Source organism: Bradyrhizobium sp. IC3195, from assembly GCF_020193585.1.
Taxonomy (GTDB): domain Bacteria; phylum Pseudomonadota; class Alphaproteobacteria; order Rhizobiales; family Xanthobacteraceae; genus Bradyrhizobium; species Bradyrhizobium yuanmingense.
In genome coordinates this window covers 57761-76749 of sequence record NZ_JADYVG010000015.1, presented here as the reverse complement: position 1 = coordinate 76749, position 18989 = coordinate 57761, and the positions used below count along the sequence as shown (strand labels likewise).

General features: G+C 59.7%; 16 protein-coding genes. 3 read left to right on the top strand and 13 right to left on the bottom strand.

Features of this window, described 5'->3' with window-relative positions:
* Positions 1-692: 692 nt before the first annotated feature.
* Entirely contained in the window at positions 693-920 is a 228-nt protein-coding gene (locus I6F09_RS25170) for a hypothetical protein (RefSeq protein ID WP_225144553.1), read from the top strand.
* A gap of 238 nt (positions 921-1158) precedes the next feature.
* Here the strand turns inward: I6F09_RS25170 and I6F09_RS25165 are convergent, their stop codons facing one another.
* The 4 genes from I6F09_RS25165 to I6F09_RS25150 all read right to left on the bottom strand — a co-directional run bounded on the left by I6F09_RS25165 (position 1159) and on the right by I6F09_RS25150 (position 4384).
* Positions 1159-1533, bottom strand: coding sequence for a tetraacyldisaccharide 4'-kinase (locus tag I6F09_RS25165; protein ID WP_249782217.1), 375 nt, complete (start codon positions 1531-1533; stop codon positions 1159-1161).
* A gap of 465 nt (positions 1534-1998) precedes the next feature.
* Positions 1999-3171 carry a peptidogalycan biosysnthesis protein gene (locus I6F09_RS25160; RefSeq protein ID WP_225144552.1) on the bottom strand — a complete coding sequence of 391 codons (1173 nt, stop codon included), beginning with the start codon at positions 3169-3171 and terminating at the stop codon, positions 1999-2001.
* Positions 3168-3941, bottom strand: a complete 774-nt coding sequence (locus I6F09_RS25155; protein WP_225189287.1) for a class I SAM-dependent methyltransferase — start codon at positions 3939-3941, stop codon at positions 3168-3170. The genes I6F09_RS25160 and I6F09_RS25155 overlap by 4 nt, the downstream gene beginning before the upstream one ends.
* Before the next feature lie 119 nt (positions 3942-4060).
* Positions 4061-4384, bottom strand: a complete 324-nt coding sequence (locus I6F09_RS25150; protein WP_225130111.1) for a hypothetical protein — start codon at positions 4382-4384, stop codon at positions 4061-4063.
* Positions 4385-5462: 1078 nt separating this feature from the next.
* On the opposite strand from I6F09_RS25150, the gene glmS reads away from it, so the two are divergent.
* Both glmS and I6F09_RS25140 read left to right on the top strand, forming a co-directional pair.
* Complete coding sequence (gene glmS, locus I6F09_RS25145; protein ID WP_225189286.1) at positions 5463-7295, top strand: glutamine--fructose-6-phosphate transaminase (isomerizing); 1833 nt, start codon at positions 5463-5465, stop codon at positions 7293-7295.
* 6 nt (positions 7296-7301) lie between these two features.
* Entirely contained in the window at positions 7302-7730 is a 429-nt protein-coding gene (locus I6F09_RS25140; protein WP_225189285.1) for a hypothetical protein, read from the top strand.
* 151 nt (positions 7731-7881) lie between these two features.
* Here I6F09_RS25140 and I6F09_RS25135 read toward each other — a convergent pair whose 3' ends face one another.
* From I6F09_RS25135 to I6F09_RS25095, 9 genes are all read right to left on the bottom strand, one after another.
* Positions 7882-8463 (bottom strand): aquaporin, encoded by a 582-nt coding sequence (locus I6F09_RS25135; protein WP_346730132.1) that lies wholly within the window; start codon positions 8461-8463, stop codon positions 7882-7884.
* Between the two features lie 222 nt (positions 8464-8685).
* On the bottom strand, positions 8686-10719 hold the full coding sequence (locus I6F09_RS25130) for a HAMP domain-containing methyl-accepting chemotaxis protein (RefSeq protein WP_225189284.1): 2034 nt from the start codon (positions 10717-10719) through the stop codon (positions 8686-8688).
* A gap of 297 nt (positions 10720-11016) precedes the next feature.
* Entirely contained in the window at positions 11017-12276 is a 1260-nt protein-coding gene (locus I6F09_RS25125) for a Glu/Leu/Phe/Val dehydrogenase (protein ID WP_225130118.1), read from the bottom strand.
* Positions 12277-12694: 418 nt separating this feature from the next.
* Positions 12695-14092 (bottom strand): NAD(P)(+) transhydrogenase (Re/Si-specific) subunit beta, encoded by a 1398-nt coding sequence (locus tag I6F09_RS25120; protein ID WP_225189283.1) that lies wholly within the window; start codon positions 14090-14092, stop codon positions 12695-12697.
* A gap of 39 nt (positions 14093-14131) precedes the next feature.
* Positions 14132-14449, bottom strand: a complete 318-nt coding sequence (locus I6F09_RS25115; RefSeq protein WP_014492434.1) for a proton-translocating transhydrogenase family protein — start codon at positions 14447-14449, stop codon at positions 14132-14134.
* A 22-nt stretch (positions 14450-14471) separates the two neighbouring features.
* Positions 14472-15602: a Re/Si-specific NAD(P)(+) transhydrogenase subunit alpha gene (locus I6F09_RS25110; RefSeq protein ID WP_225189282.1), complete on the bottom strand. Its 1131-nt coding sequence runs from the start codon at positions 15600-15602 to the stop codon at positions 14472-14474.
* Between the two features lie 654 nt (positions 15603-16256).
* Entirely contained in the window at positions 16257-17039 is a 783-nt protein-coding gene (locus tag I6F09_RS25105) for an SDR family NAD(P)-dependent oxidoreductase (RefSeq protein ID WP_225131283.1), read from the bottom strand.
* Positions 17036-17482, bottom strand: a complete 447-nt coding sequence (locus I6F09_RS25100) for a hypothetical protein (RefSeq protein WP_225183970.1) — start codon at positions 17480-17482, stop codon at positions 17036-17038. Before I6F09_RS25100 ends, I6F09_RS25105 begins: the two co-directional genes overlap by 4 nt.
* 149 nt (positions 17483-17631) lie before the next feature.
* Positions 17632-18687 carry an LLM class flavin-dependent oxidoreductase gene (locus tag I6F09_RS25095; RefSeq protein ID WP_225189281.1) on the bottom strand — a complete coding sequence of 352 codons (1056 nt, stop codon included), beginning with the start codon at positions 18685-18687 and terminating at the stop codon, positions 17632-17634.
* Positions 18688-18989: the final 302 nt, after the last annotated feature.

The window sequence follows — 18989 nt, the reverse complement described above, 5'->3', positions numbered from 1 at the left end:
ATTGCTCCGGAAGCATTGCTGGAGCGGAGACACCAGCGGGTGATGCAGCGGGAGAGGAAGTCACGGCCCTTATCGACGTGATGCCAAGTAAACGACCTCAATGGCGCCTAACGACAAACGCGCAGCCCCGCTGGAGTTCGGAGCCGCCGGATCGCATCCTAACCTGACATAATCCGATCATCTGAACGATGCTTGGCAGCCTTGCCGCCGCCTTACGGGAGCACCCGATCACGCCTAAGCCTGATCAACGAAAGGTGTGATCTCTCGCTTGCGCAGAGCAAGCACCGCCCCCGACCGGCCTTTCGAACCGGTTCACTGCTCCGTGGTATCTCCGCCTACGCACCTCTTGATGAAACTCCTCCTGGACTCCCCAACGACCTTCTGATCGATCGCCTGCTTCAGGCAGTCGCGTCGATCCGCGTTGCATCGAATCGTGCTTGCACTCCGAGGTAAGTCATTTCGCTTTGTGGTTGGAATTTTCGTCGCGGTCCGGCGCCCTTAAGTTGTTTGACGAGGTCTTGCTGAAACACAGTGCCGCTAAACTTCCTGTTAGGTAATTAGCCCTGTTCTTTTTTATCGCACAGACAATCAAGTCAACCAAACGGCCATTGAGCTTTGGAATTGGCGCAGTCTGTGAACGGGCTCATATCGAAGAGCCATCTGACGGGCTACGATCACCTCGAAAATCCGCGGTGGAATATCTGTCAATTCAAAGTCAATCGATGGGGGTGATCATGCCCATCATACTGGACTTGCTCTATCGCGAATATTGCCGCGCCCGTCTCGCTGAAATGCGCAAGCAGCTTCTGATCGCAGCTGAACGCTTTGAAGCACTCGAAGCGGACTACCTTATTTCGGATCAGAGTGACGACGAGAGGGCGGCGGCATACCGCAAGACCGGTCGCGGCGCGCCGCATTGAAGCAGCCAAGACCGGCAATCTCTCCCGCGTGGTAGTGGCCAAGCAATTCAACAGTCTGGGAGACAGCGATGAACACACCCGAATGCTATACCTTCACGGTGACCTGCGTCTCGTGCCTGACCATCATAGGAATGATGGTCGTTGGGGTGTGGTGAGCATGACTGTCTGCTGAAGCGGTAGCTTTAGCGAGTGCGAAACGAAGTTGGTCGGCACGCTTCGCTTTGCCCACCCGACGAGATCAGCGTCTGGAAAAACGCCGCTCGCGGGCCTTGTAGAGATGGTCGCTGATCAGTTGCCGCAGCTTGGCCCGGTCGTCGAATTCGAGCTGGACGGCGAATGGGACGATGCCGGTAGGGCACGCCATCGCTGCGATGCAGGCGCGCAAGATCATTTTCGTCGTCACCAGCGTGAGCTGCTCGCGCTGTGCCTCCGCTGCAAGCGCGGCGAGTTCCTCGCGCGAGAACATGTGATGATTGTCGAAGCGGCGCGTGCGCGCGACCTCGATGCCGCTGGCCTCCAATGTGCGGAGGAAGTGCTGGGGATCGCCGATTCCGGCGAAGGCGAAGACCCGCTCGCCGAGCAGCTGCGCGAGCGAGGCCGCATCCGGCTTCAGGCGCGCGCGCAGCTTGGGCTCGTTGCGTTTGGCGACCTCGGCGGCGACATCGTTGGCGGCGAGTCTGGCTCTCGTCTTGCCAAATTCATAAAAAGGTCAGGCCGCGCCGACGTCCTCTCGAGAGGAAGCACTGCTTGAAGCCGGAAAACTCGCTTAGGGATTCCATCAACTCGCCACGCGGGAGTGTCGTCGGGACTGCCGTGCTCTACCCAATTTCGTTCGGAAATCTCGCGAATTTTCGTGCCACAAAAGCGCTCGCTGCCGACCCTCGAGACCCCGAGTCAGCCGTCATGACGTCATCGGGCACCGTATCCCAGAATGTGCGCAGCAGTTTCTGCTTGAGTGTGCCTTCGTCGTGCTCCGGCTTGAAGAACCAGCGCGGCATCTTCAGTCCAAGTCCTGGCGTTAGGCCGAGGGGCACCGTACCCGACCAAAGACCTCGGCGAATCTTGCTCAATCTCGCAGTTACTCACCCAGCAAACGCTCGACCAACTCCCAATCCCTGCAAAGATGGCCTGCGAACTGATTCTGATATTGTCTGATCATACGCAGATTGTGCCGCTTGACGTCGGAGCCGCAGATGTGCTGTTCACCAACGCACTTGATGACGATGGCCTGCGGCTCGATCTTTGCCCCTCGGTTCACTTTCGCACGTAACGAGGAGGTAGAAAGCCGCAATGTTGTGAGACCGCGCGCCGCAGCGTAATCGAGGGGCTCGTAATAGCATAAGACGAAATATCTGTAATCCTTGAGATCGCGACTGTAGTCTGCCCCGAAGTAGCGCAAGTGAAGTGCCGTTCCAAAGCGATAGAAAACAGCAAGCCCGGTTATCTCGTTGTTGCACTCGGAAATTGCTGCGGCACCGAACTTCGACACACCCGCCTTTCTCTGCCCGGCGAGTATCCTTTCCATCCAGTCGCGACCCTGGGTGCTTCCGTGTCGAGACCTGTTTTGGGTTATGAGATCAGCGACTATGGAGTCATCGAGTTCTTCGGCTGAGGCCCATCCGATCTTCCCCCCGGCTCGCCGGAACGCCGCGACTTCAGACTTGCTTTGATTACGATCATGCGCGCACGAGGCCGCCATCATCCCGGCCACCCCTGTATCCGGCACTTCTAGATACGCTTCGGCAGAATGCAAAACGACCGTACCCCCAATGTGCTCCGCGAATTCCACCGCCGCCGGGTAGGGCATGTACGGCACTACAACGCCGGCATATCCCCGCTCCTGAGCATAGTTTAGAGCGCTGCGTCCCAACTCGCCTAAAGCCTCATACCTTCGCCTGCCCTGAATGCAGGGTATCTCGTTGTGGGTGTTGCGCCGACCACCCAGCCAGAGAAAACTTTGTTGCCAACGGCCGGGAATTCCAGCCATGCAATCTGGCAGGAAGAACAAACCAGGTGATTGGTCTCCCTCCCAAAGCGTGCACGCAGCCACGACTCCGGCCGCCCCGCGGACCGCAAGCACGTCCGTTGCGCCGAGCGAATGTTCGAGCGCTCGCAGCCACCGGTAGCTGTTATAGAAATTGTTATCACCGACGAGGGCATCCCATTCATGCTCGTCAAAGCCGCATAGACCTTCCGCGACCGCTGAGGAGAACGGGACTAACAACTTGCTCCTGAATGGTACAAACGTCATGGGTGTCGCCCCGCACGGCGTGGGACACGGACGCCTTCAATGATGATCGCGTGCGGGCTTTGGAGATATGCATGTAGCTCCGTGGGAAGCTGATCTATACGGGCGCATGTGGGCACAAACAGTTCTCTCCATTTCAATGATCGGAACCCGGCTTGTGCTAATGAACTCTCCAAAGAGGGAGCGGGCCAATGCCATGCAAATACGCCGCCTTGTTCTCCATTTTTGCAGAACTCGACCTTAATACGCCCACCTTCTAAATATGGGTTCTCAGGATCGTCTACGACGAGCCTGAAGCCACAGGGTTCGTACCAGTTTGGATGTGGATTGTAAGCTGGATGAGTGGACAACGATATCAAGCGCCCGCCAGGACGCAACAGTTCGGCCATTTCGGCGCACATGCTGTCCAGCTCACTTTTGGTGGCGGCATAGGGCAGCACATAGGATGCAAGTACCAAGTCGAATTGGGCTGCCATGTTGGCATGGAGATGAGTGACGAAGGAGAGATTGATCCCCTCTTTTTCTGCGCGACGCCGCGCGTAGTTTAGCATGCCTGGCGCCGGATCATATCCTACAACAGAGGCTGCTCCGCGTTGCTTAAGTATTCGCGAATATGCCCCCGCGCCGCACCCAAAATCGAGGATGGAGAAGCCATCAACGTCACCCATCACCTCTAGTACGCTCGGCACTTCGATGTATTTTTGAAGGGGCCATTCAGTCATATTCTCGTGCAGACTTGCAAATTCATCGAATTGGGCCGCGCTGTCGGACACGGACGCGCCTCTCGAGGCGCCGTCCCCGTGTTGGCACGAACCCAGTGTTTTTTCTTCGGGTGACGGGCAAGAACCGCCGGACAACGCAACTTTGGCTGGGAACGGTGAGGATGCGAGACTCATGCTTCGATCCGTTCTGACCAGACCGAAACTGTCTTAGATCTGTCGAGATATTTTTCGTAGAGTTCTTCGAGCATTTTCTTGCCGACGACGGCGAGCTCAGCTTGATAGGCTTTACGATCGGTCACCTCAATGCGCTCGATATAGTCCCACGGCCCGCCTGATATGCCGACGCCGGTTTCCGTGATGCGGTGCGTCGAATAGCTGACGATAGTCTTCAATTTACTGGCGACGACATAGTCGACCTCGCGTTCGAAGCGTTCATACTCCGCTGCGCTGACACCCGGCTTCAGTGCGGCAAATACAAATCGGACAACAGCCATTTTCGATCCTTCTCGTGTCGCGGCATATCAAAATCCAAGCGGCCAGCTCTGAGCCAAGAGAGTCGGCAACGATCGCCTCAGTGCATTCCAGGGCGCACTTGCGCTGGCCCCTTAGCTGATGGACATCGCTCGGCGAAAATGCTCACACCAAACGCGCAGAGCGCCTCGTGCCCTAAGGGAACACATCGGTGAGGATGCTCCGAGAACATGAGCGATGGTGGGCACGCGTTCGATGATTGCCGATTGCCGTCCGTGATGCTCGGCGCACTCCTAAGCATCGCTACCACTCTCAGGGCGTGAATAAGGGCCAAGTGCTGTACAGCACGAACGACAAAGGCAATCGCGCCGCACCCGGCGGGCTTTCAATTCACGGCCTGTCGATGGCCTTGATGTGATTAGCCGAGCAAGGGCCATATGAACTCCGGGCTGCGCTATCTGCCAGACGGCCACATTGAAACGAGTTTGCGCAGGACCTCAGCAAAGTGCGTGCCACAAACGGCTTATGCCACTTGCGTAGCAGGCGGACAAAACAACCACTTCACGCCGTACGGCGGAATACTTGCGGTCTTGTCGAATTTCGCACATGCACGTCTTGATCCACACACGGCTGAATATGATCAGCCGGCGACTGCGCGGCAGCGCCCTCTTCGCGGGCTTCCACCACGCCGATAAAATAACAAGGCGAAATGGGTGGACCGAATGTATCACACGATGAATGTGAATTCCTCTCGGCTACTCACCACACCGGAGCGATGTTAGATCGGGCAACGAGGTCGATGGGGAATGTCAGTATCTGGCCGAGTGAGCGAACATTCTGGGCCCCGCGGCTCCATTTAGGCGCCGAGCCATCGTCAGCAGAAGTCCCCCGGAATGCTTGATCAGCGTGATGATATACGTCTAGCAGCGTGTCCGGGAACCGGCCCAAATAGCTTGTAAAGCCGTTCGGTACTGGCATGCAAATTGCCAGCTCCGTGGCTAGCCAAATGGGGGGATTCATTGACCTGCCAACCCCTCTAGCTTGCCGCCTGACTCGAAAGACGATGTGGTTCAACGCTAGTTGCGGAGCATATTGACCTGCATGTGCGGAATTGTCGGCATTGTGGGACGCCGTCCGGTCTCCGAGCAATTAATCGTTTCCCTGAAGCGGCTAGAATATTGTGGCTATGACTCTGCAGGCGTCGCAACGCTGGAAGGCGGTCATTTCTACCGACAGCGTGCCGAGGGCAAGCTCAAGGCGTTAGAGAACCGCCTGCGCGCCGCGCCGGTGTGGGGGCATACCGGCATCGGGCATACCCGCTGGACCAGCCACGGAAAAGCGAGCGCGAAGAACGCCCATCTGCATGCGACTGACAATGTGTCGGTCGTTCATAACGGCGTAATCGAAAATTATCCTGAGCTGCGCGCCGAGTTGGAACGAAAGGGTGCACAATTCGCCTCCGAGACGGATACAGAGGTAGTCGCTCACATAGTCGAATCCCATTTGATCAAGGGCTATTCGCCTCAGGACGCGGTGAAGGCTTCGCTGCCCAAACTGGGTGGTCCGTTCGCGCTGGTTTTTCTGTTCAAGGGCTACGACGATTTATTGATCGGGGCCTGCAATGGGTCGCCGCTTGCTATCGGCCATGGCGACGGAGAAATGTATCTGGCGTCGGATGAGATTGCACTTGCGCCTTTCACGGAGCGCATTACCCATTTGGAAGACGGCGACTGGGCCGTTCTGACCCGCAACTCCTTCACGATCTACGACATGCAAGGCGTCATTGCCCATCGCGAGGTACTGAAATGCAGAGCCTCGCCGGCTCTCATCCGAAAGGCAAATTATCGTCCTTTCATGCTCAAGGAGATCCACAGGCAACCGGAAGTCGCCGGCCATACGCTGGCGCGCTATGTCGACGCGTCGGCCGATCGCGTCGCATTCCCTCAGACGCTGCCATTCGACTTCAATGACATTGGCCGAATATTGATCACCGGCTGCGGCACCGCACGCCATGCCGGCCACGTCGGCAAATACTGGTTCGAGCGGCTGGCCCGCATCCCCGTCGAGGTCGATGTCGCTTCCGAATTACGCTACCGGGAACCGCCCTTGCGCGAGCGCGATCTCGCCATCCTCATTTCGCAATCCGGCGAGACGGCTGATACGCTGGCTGCGCTGCGTTTTGCCAAATCTCAGGGACTGCGCACGCTCTCCGTGGTCAATGTGCCGAGCTCGACAATTGCGCGAGAGAGCGAGACCGTGCTGCAGACGCTGGCCGGCCCCGAAATGGGCGTCCCCTCGACCAAAGCCTTCTCGTGCCAGTTGATCGTGCTCGCGGCTCTTGCGATCGCCAACGGGAGAGCGCGTGGTGAATTGTCCCGGGCCACCGAGGCCACGCTCGTACAGGAGTTGCGCGAAGTTCCTCGCCTGATGACAGCTGCACTTACAACCGAACCGCAAATCGAGAAGCTCGCGCGGGAGGTCGCCAAGTCGCGTGGCGTGCTATGTCTCGGTCGCGGCAGCTCCTTTCCGCTGGCGCTGGAAGGAGCGCTGAAGCTGAAAGAAATCGCCTATATCCACGCCGACGGCTATGCTGCGGGCGAGCTTAAACACGGTCCGCTTGCGTTGATAAGCGATGGTGTGCCTGTCGTGGTGATCGCCCCTTCCGACTCGCTGTTCCAAAAGACGGTCTCAAACATGGAGGAAGTTGCAGCAAGAGGTGGCAACATCATCCTAATAACCGATCCAAAGGGCGCCGAGGCGGCCTCTGTGAACTCGCTCGCGACCATCGTATTGCCTGACATGGGGGCAAGCTTTACTCCGATAGTTTATGACATTCCGATGCAGCTCTTGGCGTATCATACCGGGTTGCTGATGGGCACAGATGTTGACCAGCCACGCAATCTCGCTAGGTCTAAGTCGGTCATTGTCGAATAGGTTGCCTTGATTTTCGCCGACCCGACGCTCACCACCAGAATATCGGCGTACTTCGAGCGGGTTGGTGACATCGGTCAAGTTGCGTCGAGCGCGCCGCAGCTTGACTCTTCCTTTGAACCTAAGCTGAACTGCAAGACGCCGGCCTTGGGCGATACCCCGCTCAGCACTTTACGTGACGCAATCAGCATCGCGCCAACCCTTCTTGGCGTGACCATCCCGCATAACGACCAACGCTTCATGGCATCGGGGCCCCGTCTTTCAAACGGCGCTCAAGATCTTCCGGTTTTCTTCCCAAATGCAGGAACTTGCCGGCGCCGCGGCTGTGGCGTGCTCATCTGGGCGGCGACGACCTCCCCGTCATTCATTGGCTGCACGATCGACCTGTTTGTAAGTGTGAGGAGCAGCCAGAGCGCAAGTCCAAGAAGACAGAATTGACGTGCCGACTGACGTCAATGAGATTGTCGATCACGTCGGCTGCGCCGGACCTCTTTCGCTTCATTCTGCGTGTGCAGTGTTTTGCGAAAAGATCATGCTCAAACAATTACCTAAAGCGCGATGACGATTTCTTCCTAATCTCATCGCCCTTTCAGGCGGTGTTCCTAAATAACCATGCAGCGAGCGTTGTGGCCGCAAGGGCCCCAATCAGTTGCGCGATGATGAAGGGAACAACGCTACTCGGAGCGATACCGGCAAAGGTGTCGGACAGCGATCGTGCGATCGTCACCGCGGGATTGGCGAACGAAGTGGATGCGGTGAACCAGTAGGCGGACGTTACGTACAAGCCAACGGCGTAAGGAACCACAGCGGGAGTTCGGCTCGCGCAGCCGAAGATCGTGACGAGCAAACCGAACGTTGCGGCGGCTTCTGCGATCCACTGTCCTGCTCCGGTTCGTTGTGTGAGCGAGACTTGCCAGAGCGGAATATCGAACATCAAATGTGCCGCAAAGACCCCCGTGAGCGAACCGGCAATCTGCGCGAGAATATAGGCCCACAGGGCTCGCCACGTCAGTTCGCCTCGCAAGGTCAAGGCCAGACTCAGCGCGGGATTGAAGTGCGCTCCCGACAGCGGCCCGAAGACCAGGATCAGGACGACCAGGATCGCACCAGTGGAGATGGTGTTGCAGAGAAGCGCGAGCGCGACGTTGCCGCCGGCGAGCCGCTGCGCCATGATACCCGGACCCGACCACGGCAGCGAGAAGGAACGCCGTGCCGAGCCCCTCCGACACAATGCGTCGTCCCATGGACGGCATCAGAATTGTCCGAGCGGCGCATTTCGTAGGACCGATCTCCTCAAGTCCGCTCTTTCGCGCCATTTCATCTCGCTGATCATCGGGTTGCATTGAGTGTTCCTGCACAAGGGACATTTTGGCTGCTCGACCGCTTGGGCCACTCACGCTCGTCGCAAGGATGCAATGAAGCGGCTCAATTCGGCGGTCAACTCAGAACTGCTCTTGGACAGCGCCTGCGCCGACTGCAGGACGCCGCTTGCCGCTGTATCCGTGGTTGCGGCGCCATGGGCGACCTGGCTCATTCCGCTCGCAACCTCCGAGGTTCGCGCGGCGGTCTGCTGGATGTTGTGCGCAATCTCGCGCGTTGCCAAGAGCTGCTGTTCAACAGACTCCGACACAGCACCCGAAATCTGCGAGATGCGGTCGATCGTTGCGCTAATGGAAACGATTTCAATCACCGATTTGCGGGCGACCGACTGCATCGCGCCGATTTGCGCAGCAATCTGCGAGGTGGCATCAGAAGTCTGATCCGCCAAAGCCTTGACTTCCTGCGCGACCACCGCAAAGCCGGTGCCGTATTCGCCCGCACGTGCGGCTTCAATCGTGGCGTTGAGCGCAAGCAAGTTGGTCTGGCGTGCCACTTGCGCAATGAGCCGAACGACGTCGCCGATCCGTTCGGCCGCATCAGTGAGCTCGGAGATCTGCCTGTCAGTCTGCGCCGCCTGGCGGACCGCCTCCAGCGCAATCTTCGAGGATTCCTGCACCTGCCGCCCAATTTCGGAGGCAGAGGTCATCATCTGTTCCGTCGCGGCAGCAATGAGCTGGATATTGGAAGAGGCGCTGTCGGATGCTGCCGAGACGTGGCTCGAAACGCCGGTCGTGTGCTTGGCCGACTGAGTGAGGCCAAGAGCCGCACTTTCAAGCTGGCGGGAGGCGTTAGCCACCGTCTGAATGACGTTACCGACGGCCGCCTCGAACGCATCAGCAAGCCGCTCTAGCTCCGCGCGGCTTCGCTCGCCCTGCAGGCGGTCGCGTTCCAACTGTTCGGCAAGGTCGCGCTCAGCCTTCAGGCGCATGCCCTGCTTGAAGTCCTCGACCGCCCGTCCCATGTCCCCGATCTCATCTTTACGATCAAGACCCGGCAGAACAATCTCGAACTGACCGGCACCAAGCTGACGCATCGCCACCGTCATCCGTGAAATGGCACCGCCAATGCGATGGCCGAACAGCAGCGCAAACGTCGCGACCAGGCCCATCGCCCCAACCACCAGCCAAAACAGGAGATCGCGGGCATTTGCCGCGCGCAAGCCAGCCGCGGCGCTTCGGCGATCGGCTTCTGCAATTGCCTGTGCCAATGCCGGTCGATGGCTGCCATAAACCTTGGCAATATCCTCCATCTCGTCGTTCAGCGACTGCTGGACCAACATGAAGGCAGAAAATGCGGCTTGATAGGACTTGAGAAGCCTCTCAAGTTCGGGGCGAATACCCGGTGAGAGATCTGAGGTGGCCAGCAGCCCGGCGAATTCGGCGCCAGACTTGTCAAAATCCTGGCCGTATTCTTCTTCGCCGTGCAGCATGAAATCCTTTTCATACCCGCGCATCCTCTCCATGAGAACGGTCAACCTTGGCTGGTCGAGCTCGGCAAGCCGCCCTTCCAGCTGAAGCTCGGCCGTGCGCAGCCCGCCCTGGAGCCCCTCCTCGGCGTTAAAACCAAGCGCGCGCTCGGCCGAGACGATGTTCTGAAAGCGAGCGGCGTAGAGGTCGATCCCGCTCCGCAGTCCGGAAGAGCTCTTGAGAGGATCGCCCTCAGGCAATCGCGCCGCAATGCCTTCGATGTCGCCGAGCATCGCCATTTCGTGCTTGAGCAGCTCGGCATGGCGCTCAATCATTGCCTCGTCGCGCCGACGCAGGAATTCGGTCGTCACATGTTGCGATTCCAGAAAGCTCTGGGAGAGCGCCGCAAACCGGTCACGGACGCGAGCGGCCTCGTCCGCATCACCCTGGACCTGCGCCGCGTGGTTCAGCCCGACCAGGCAGATCGCGCCGGTCGCAATGACCGCGATAATGCCAAGCAGGCCGATCTTTAATCGCAAGGAGGCACTGAATGTTCGGCTGGCCGGGATCTGCAGCTTGAGCAAGCGCCACAATGGGGTGCGTTTGAACGAGAGCGCGCGAAGTGTGAGAGCTGAGAACAATGCTTTCTTTCCTTAAATGGCGCATGGCTTGCCAATCCTGCGGCCGATGAAAAACTGTAAGACGTGAGACTATCACTCAACGCTAAACATGCCGCTGCCGTTTGTCGGCGACGGCCCAGCCAAGTCTAGGGCGAACTGGCAGACAGACCGATCTGCCAGTGGATTGGGTGCATTTGTGCTCGCCAAGGAGACCATCAGGACGAGCGCACAGGTCAGTTGGGGCTCATCATTCAAGTGGCTCGTTAGCGGCAGCATAGGGGGCCTACGGCGGCTCCACGCGAGGGAAGAACTAGGTTTTTACGGGAACAGGCCGCGTGTTTCCTTGGCACCGCGAACACGCTCGACGCCTATTGCCATGGCCGCGGTGCGATTGAACAGATTTTCGCCTTTGCTTCGCGCCAGGACACGCTCGAAAGCACGATCCAGGAGTTGATACTCCCGGCGCATGACTTCCTCCTCCTCCCAGAACAATCGCTGAAGGTCCTGCACCCATTCAAAGTAACTGACGACAACACCTCCCGAATTGCAGAGAATATCGGGAATGACGAACACCTCGTCCTGGCGTCCTTCCAGAATTCGGTCAGCTTCCGGCGTGGTCGGTCCGTTGGCGCCTTCGGCAAGGATCCGGCAGCGCAGTTTAGCGGCCATTCCAGCGTCGATGACCCGTTCGACGGCAGCCGGAACAAGCACGTCGCACGGCACGGTCAGGATCTCTGCAGGATCCAGAGCGAGCTCATTGGAGTAGCCATCAAGGCTTCCTTGCGAGGCTGCGTGCCGGACCAGTTGTGGTATGTCGAGCCCACGAGGGCGGTAGAGCGCGCCGGTGTGATCGCTGACCGCGATCACTTTCACTCCCATGTTATGCAGCTCAAGCGCGGCGATCGAACCGACGTTTCCAAATCCTTGAACAACGGCGGTTGAGCCATTGAGACGGATTTTGAGCTCGTCTGCAGCGCGCCTGACCAGATGAGCCACACCCCGGCCTGTCGCTTCACGACGGCCGAGCGTTCCACCAGCGCTGACGGGCTTGCCCGTCACGATCTCGGTGACGGTTTGGCCCTGGTACATCGAATAAGTATCCATGAACCAGGCCATGATCTGCTCGTTCGTACCGAGGTCAGGAGCCATAACATCGGTGTGTGGCCCAACGAAGGGGATCATTTCCTGCATATAACGGCGCGAAAGCGCCTCAAGCTCGCGCTTCGACAAGGTCGAGGGGTCGACATTGATGCCGCCCTTGGCCCCGCCATACGGCAATCCGACCAGGGCACATTTCCAGCTCATCCAAATGGCGAGCGCTGCAACTTCGCCGAGGTCGACTGTGGGCGCGAACCTGGTGCCCCCTTTTGTCGGGCCAAGCGTCAAATGATGCTGTACCCGGTAGCCCTCGAACACCGCGGTGGTGCCATCATCCCGGTGAATTGGACACGATACTGTGACAGATCGCTTCGGCAACAACAGGCGCGGTCTCGCATCATCCGGTATGCTCAGGTAATTCGCGATCACCTCGAATTGCTTTACGGCCATCTCAAACACTGGCCCACGATATGCAGTCACGCTAGCTCCTCAAGCTGGATATGAAAAATTGAACGCTCATGCGTCGGGACGCTTTGGGCCCTGAACAGGTGATGCGATTTCGGGACGTGGAGATGGTCGCCGTTATCGCAAGAGCGCAGCTTGCGCTCACGCCGAATAGAGGACCAATGCCACGAAAGCGAGATTGACGAGGGCGGCCACGATCGCCAGCAACCAAGTGGTCGCAGGCGAAATGTCTGGAGTATCTTGCGAGTCTGGGATCCAAAGGGGCGGCGGCGGCATCTCAATGTCTCCGAAAGCTTGCATTGCAGCGGATCGAGCAAGCAAGATGAAATTGCCTCATGGCCATCAGGCGAGCCAGCTGTTCAAATCTATGGCGCGGCCGTGCTGATCTTGATCAAGACTAGAGAGGCTCTGAACCATGTTTAGCTCGTGGCGTTCACATCGCCTTGACGATGTTCTCGGTGACCTTCTTGGCGTCGCCGAGCAGCATCATGGTGTTGTCGCGGTAGAACAACGGGTTGTCGATGCCCGCGTAACCCGAAGCCAGCGAGCGCTTGATGAACATCACCGTTCCGGCCTTCCAGACCTGGAGCACCGGCATGCCGTAGATCGGCGAGGTCTTGTCCTCTTCGGCCGCCGGGTTGGTGACGTCGTTGGCGCCGATCACGAAGGCGATGTCGGCCTGCGCGAATTCGGAGTTGATGTCCTCGAGCTCGAACACCTCGTCATAGGGCACGTTGGCTTCGGCCAGCAGCACGTTCATGTGGCCGGGCATGCGGCCCGCGACCGGGTGAATGGCGTATTTCACCTCGACGCCTTCCTTCTTCAGGATGTCGGCCATCTCGCGCAGCGCGTGCTGAGCCTGCGCCACCGCCATGCCGTAGCCGGGCACGATGATGACCTTGGAGGCGTTCTTCATGATGAAGGCCGCATCGTCCGCGGAGCCGAGCTTGGCGGGCTTCTGCTCGCCTGTAGCCCCGCCGGCCGCCGCGGTCTCGCCGCCAAAGCCGCCGAGGATGACCGAGATGAAGGACCGGTTCATCGCGTGGCACATGATGTAGGACAGGATCGCACCCGACGAGCCGACCAGCGCGCCGGTGATGATCAGCGCCGAATTGCCGAGCGTGAAACCGATGCCGGCGGCGGCCCACCCCGAATAGGAGTTCAGCATCGAGATCACGACCGGCATGTCGGCGCCGCCGATCGGGATGATCATGAGGACGCCGAGCAGAAGGGCCAGGATGACGTTGAGCCAGAAGAACACCGGGCTGCCGGTGACGACGAGGCCGACGATGCAGGCGACCAGCGCCACCGCGAGCGCGACGTTGATGACGTGCCGGGCCGGCAGGATGATCGGAGCGCCGCTCATCCGCGCCGACAGCTTCAGGAACGCGATCACCGAGCCGGTGAAGGTCAGCGCGCCGATGGCGACGCCGAGTGACATTTCGACCAGGCTCTGGGTGTGGATATTGCCGGGCGTGCCGATATCGAAAGCCTCGGGCGCATAGAACGCGCCGGCGGCGACTAGCACCGCGGCCATGCCGACCAGCGAGTGGAAGGCCGCGACGAGCTCCGGCATCGAGGTCATGGGCACCCGCCGCGCGATCACCGCGCCGATCGCAGCGCCGATGGCGATGCCGACAATCACCAACACCCACGCGAGACCGTCAGCCGGCGGATGGTTGGCCAGCGTGGTGGCGACCGCGATCGCCATGCCGATCATGCCGAACAGATTGCCCTGGCGCGAAGAGGCCGGGCTCGACAGCCCGCGCAGCGACAGGATGAACAGCACCCCCGCCACGAGATACAAGAATGCAGAGAGATTGGCGCTCATCTCAGGTCCCCATTGATCCCATCAGCCCGAGGTGGCCGCTCACTTCGACTTCTTTTTGTACATCGCCAGCATGCGCTGGGTGACAAGGAACCCGCCGAAGATATTGATGCAGGCAAAGATCAGCGCAACGAAGCCGAAGGCACGGGCCCAGCCCGAGCCGCTCGAGACATTGGCGACGCCGCCGGCAAGCAGCGCGCCGACCACGATCACCGAGGAGATCGCGTTGGTCACGCTCATCAGCGGCGTGTGCAGCGCCGGCGTCACCGACCACACCACGAAATAGCCGACGAAGACGGCGAGGACGAAGATCGACAGCCGGAAGATGAAGGGGTCGACGACCTGTGCAGCGTGCTCCATGGAGATCTCTCCTTACGCCCAATTAAGCTGACTTGGGCTGGAAGTTCGGGTGGATGACGGCGCCGTCTTTCGTCAGCGCCGTGGCCTTGACCAGCTCGTCGTCCCAGTTCACGGCGAGCTTCTTCTCCTTCTTGTCGACCATGGTCTCGATGAAGGCGAACAGATTGCGGGCATAGAGGCCGGAGGCCGAGGCCGCCACGCGGCCGGCGACGTTGGTGTAGCCGACGATCTTGATGCCATCGAGGTCGACGACCTCGCCCGGCTTCGCACCTTCGACATTGCCGCCGCGTTCGACCGCGAGATCGACCAGCACCGAGCCCGGCTTCATCGACCTGACCATGTCGGCACTGACCAGCTTCGGCGCCGGACGGCCCGGAATCAGCGCGGTGGTGATGACGATGTCCTGCTTCTTGATGTGCTCGGCGGTTAGCGCGGCCTGCTTGGCCTGGTATTCCCTCGACATTTCCTTGGCGTAGCCGCCAGCGGTCTGCGCGTTCTTGAACTCCTCGTCCTCGACCGCGAGGAATTTCGCACCGAGCGACTCCACTTGCTCCTTCGTCGCGGGCCGGACGTCGGTCGCGGTCACGACGGCGCCGAGGCGGCGCGCGGTCGCGATCGCCTGGAGGCCCGCAACGCCGACGCCCATCACGAACACCTTGGCAGCGGGCACGGTGCCGGCCGCAGTCATCATCATCGGAAAGGCGCGGCCGAACGCCTCGGCGCCCTCGATTACGGCGCGGTAACCGGCGAGGTTGGCCTGCGAGGACAGCACGTCCATCACCTGCGCACGGGTGATGCGCGGCATCAGTTCCATCGCGAAAGCGGCAATGCCGGCATCGGCCATCGTCTTCAGCGCGGCCTCGTTGCCGTAAGGATCCATGATGGCGATGACGAGTGCGCCGCGCTTGTACTGCGCAAGCTCGGAGGCCTCGGGACGCTTCACCTTGATGATGATGTCGGCATCCTTCAGCGCGTCAGCACTGACGGTGGCGCCCACAGCGGTGAATTCGGAATCCGGCAGGCCCGACTTGATGCCGGCGCCCGGCTCCACGGCGATTTCGGCGCCCAGCGCCCTAAACTTCTTCACCGTATCAGGCGAAGCGGCGACACGCGGCTCCGACGGATCGATTTCCTTGGCAACGGCGATCTTCATGACACCTCCCGGCGAGCGCCGCCTGTCTTCGTACAGCAGTATTCCGAGCGCACCGGCCTGCAGAACGCCCGAATTGGTTCGTAGTGATGACTTGTTCGCACTGGATATAAGGCTCGTTTGGCAGACTCTATCAGATGCCCTGCGCCGTTCTTTGGGGGGGGGCGCCGAGCCTTTCAAGCTCTCTCGACCAAGATCGACTTTGTGCCGCTCTCCCAGTCAGCCCGATCCGCCGACCGCAATCAATCCGCTGGTCCGAATGAATAGGCAATGTTGCCCGCGCGTCATTCCATGACATCCCGCCTTGCGCCGCGCTGAGATACGGTCCTTCGTGTCACCCGTGCAACGAAAGCTAGCTCACACTTGCCGCGGATGAGGCTCAAGGTCAGGCGCCAATACTGCGGCCAGCTGCCGATTGGCCTCACATAGGATCCCGCCCCATTGCATTTCCCCTCGGGTCTACGGGCAAACTAGCACCGGGAAGACGTCGTTTCTCGGCGATCTGACTGCCTTCGCTGGAAACTAGCGGTGATACTCCACGAAAGACTGGAGGTAAGTGAATGATTCCTGCAAGATACGATGGATTTTGACGCGCGAACGAATCAGCATCGGAAAGCACCCGCACCGAATGTCGCGCGCTCTGGCGCAGCCGGAGACCTAACTGGTCGTCGTGAGGTTGAGTTTCAGCGTGCGCGGCAGCGATCGTCCGCCGTCCATGACGATTGATTGTCCCGTCACCGCGGAAAACTCCGATGTACAGAGAAACGCCACCATCCGGGCGACCTCCTGTTCGGTGACCAGTCGCGCCATCGGTGTTTCCATGACGACGCTGGCCTTGTAGTCGGCCATCATATTGGTACGCTCGCTGGCGATCTGGCCGGGTACGATCGCGTTGACCGTGACGAGCGGCGCAAATTCGAGCGCGAGGCACTGCGTCAAATGGATCAAAGCCTCTTTGGCAAGCCCGTATACCGAATGCGACCTCGCATAGGCCGAGGTTGCGCTCACATTGATGATCCGGCCCCAGCCCATTCGCTCCATGCCTGTGATCGCGCTTTGAGCAAGCTGGTACGGGGTCCTTAGATTCACCGCCATGACCGTCTCCCACTCCGACAAGGATAGCGACCGAAACGGTGTATCTGAATAGGGACCCGCATTGTTGACTAGGATGCCTAAGGCTCCCAGTCGCTCTGTGACCCGGCATACAAGCGCTGCCGCCGCCTCTGGGTCTCTTAGGTCAACCGGAAACAGCATCGCTTTTCCACCGATCGCGGCGATGCGAGCGACAATGCTTTCGCCCTCGCTCAAAGCACGCCGGCAATGCACCGCGACACGCGCCCCACGCCGCGCGAGCTCGACTGCGATTGCAGCGCCGGTGCCTGATGAGGAGCCGGTGACAAGGGCGACCTTGCCGTTGAGATCACATTCGCCCGCACTCATGGATCGATTCTCCTAGACCAGATCAACTTCAGCTTCGACTCGTCCAGATATTTGTTGTGTATCAGGTCGATCAGATCCTTGGCGGATGTGGCGAGCTCCGCCTCATAGGCGGCGCGATCGGTCACCTCGATGCGCTCGATGTAATCCCAGGGGCCGCCGTCGAACGGCACCGGCTCCGTCAGGCGATGAATCCGATAGCTGATGATCGTCTTCAGCTTTGCTGTAAACGGATAGTCAACCTCGCGCTCGAAGCGTTCATATTCGTCCGGGTCGACACCGGTTTTCAAGGCGGTCAGGATATAGACGACCGTCGTCATCATTTGCTCCTTATGAATATTGCTCAGAGAGGACGAACGAGCTTTGATAGCCTGAAGGCCAAGCTTCGGCAGATCCTTATGTTTGGGATAATCGGGCGCCGATAAGTACCGCTGTCCGCCAAGCACGAGCCACTCGTCTTCACCATCCCGCTCGTCTCCGACGCCAAGCTACACGCGTCATCCGACACATCCCTGGCAGGGCTTCGATCAGCGCGGCGCAAAGAGCCCGCGAGGAGACTGCCAGTCCTCTTTTGGGAAAAAAGTTGGCTCGAGGCTTATGCCTGCCGATCGCGAGACGCCTTCGCGAAAGCCGCCTCGACGGCCGGCCAGACTTGCGTTCCGAAGCGCATGATGACGTCTTCGTAACTGACGCCAGGAGCCGGAACCGGAAAGATGTTGAAGCCGGTGACGCCGGCGCGGCGGAGGTCAATGACGTGCTGGGTCACCTCTTCGACAGTCCCGCAGAGGGTGAGAGCATCGACATGGCGGTCGGTGACGAGAGGAAATAATGCGGCGAACGGGGCGACGCCGGCAGCATAAGGGACTGGACCAATGGCATCGACGACCTCTTTTGGCAATGTAAGTCCCTGTGTCTGAAGCGTGTAGAACCGCGAAGTGGCTTGCGCAATGATCCGCGTCACTGAAGGGCGCAATATATCGCGCGCCTGCTTACCGTCATTGGCGATACAGCAATCAAGGCGCGCGACAAGCTTGATCTCGCCCGGAGAACGGCCGGCCTTTGTCGCCCCCTCAGCGACGGCCGACGCGAAGGCCTTTGCTTCGTCGACAGAGCCGCACCCTTCCATCATCACGCCATCGGCGACTGCGCCGCCCATTTTCTGACCGAGCGGACCATTGCTTGCGACGCGAACAGGGACGCGCGCGCGCGGCGGCGTGAAATTCAATCGGCCGCGGTGAAATCGAATGATCTCGCCCTGGTAGTCGACCTCCTGCCCGGCCATGAGCTGACGAATCAGATCGACGGCTTCGCGAATAGCGAGAGGCGGCTTGCGCGATTGGATCCCGAGCTCGGCGAAGCCGGAGACACCCGCGCCGATGCCGAGAATGGTGCGCCCCTTCGAGATTTCATCGAGGGTGCCCAGGGCCATGGCGGTCAAAGCCGGGTGGCGCGCGAACGGATCGGTCACGCAGGGACCAAGCTTGACGCGTGAGGTTTGCCCGGCCAGATAGGACAGACACGAGTAGGTTTCGCGGTAGAAGCGCTCATCCGCAAGCCAGACGGTTTCAAATCCGCTCTCTTCGGCAAGCCTGGTACGAGCGGCAAGGCGGGACACCGGTTGGTCGCCGAGCATCAACAGTTCTATCGACATGAACGTCTCCGACAGTTGCCTCCCTCCGCGCTCAAGCGAGCTGACCCGGCCGAGAGGTGATGAAGAAAAAGGGCTTGACTTGCCGCCTCGCCGGTCCGCGGCCAGGTCCCTAACCAGCCGAGGCATCCGATCCTTGAGGGCGAATGCGCGATGACGCCGAGCCACGTATTCGGGCGTCGCCATGGCGCCGGCCTTCACGAGGGTGGGATTACCGGGCAACAGATAGACGAAGAAAGCCGGTCACGCTGACGCCGAATAGGGTCGGCGTCAGCAAAGAGTGACTGGCGAAGCACGAAAGCGAA

Excerpts from the sequence above, each read along its gene's own strand:
- I6F09_RS25150 (WP_225130111.1), bottom strand. The coding sequence starts at position 4,384 with ATGGCTGTTGTCCGATTTGTATTTGCCGCACTGAAGCCGGGTGTCAGC.
- I6F09_RS25160 (WP_225144552.1), bottom strand. The coding sequence starts at position 3,171 with ATGACGTTTGTACCATTCAGGAGCAAGTTGTTAGTCCCGTTCTCCTCA.
- I6F09_RS25095 (WP_225189281.1), bottom strand. The coding sequence starts at position 18,687 with ATGTCGATAGAACTGTTGATGCTCGGCGACCAACCGGTGTCCCGCCTT.
- I6F09_RS25110 (WP_225189282.1), bottom strand. The coding sequence starts at position 15,602 with ATGAAGATCGCCGTTGCCAAGGAAATCGATCCGTCGGAGCCGCGTGTC.
- I6F09_RS25135 (WP_346730132.1), bottom strand. The coding sequence starts at position 8,463 with ATGGCGCAGCGGCTCGCCGGCGGCAACGTCGCGCTCGCGCTTCTCTGC.
- glmS (WP_225189286.1), top strand. The coding sequence starts at position 5,463 with ATGTGCGGAATTGTCGGCATTGTGGGACGCCGTCCGGTCTCCGAGCAA.
- I6F09_RS25105 (WP_225131283.1), bottom strand. The coding sequence starts at position 17,039 with ATGAGTGCGGGCGAATGTGATCTCAACGGCAAGGTCGCCCTTGTCACC.
- I6F09_RS25120 (WP_225189283.1), bottom strand. The coding sequence starts at position 14,092 with ATGAGCGCCAATCTCTCTGCATTCTTGTATCTCGTGGCGGGGGTGCTG.
- I6F09_RS25115 (WP_014492434.1), bottom strand. The coding sequence starts at position 14,449 with ATGGAGCACGCTGCACAGGTCGTCGACCCCTTCATCTTCCGGCTGTCG.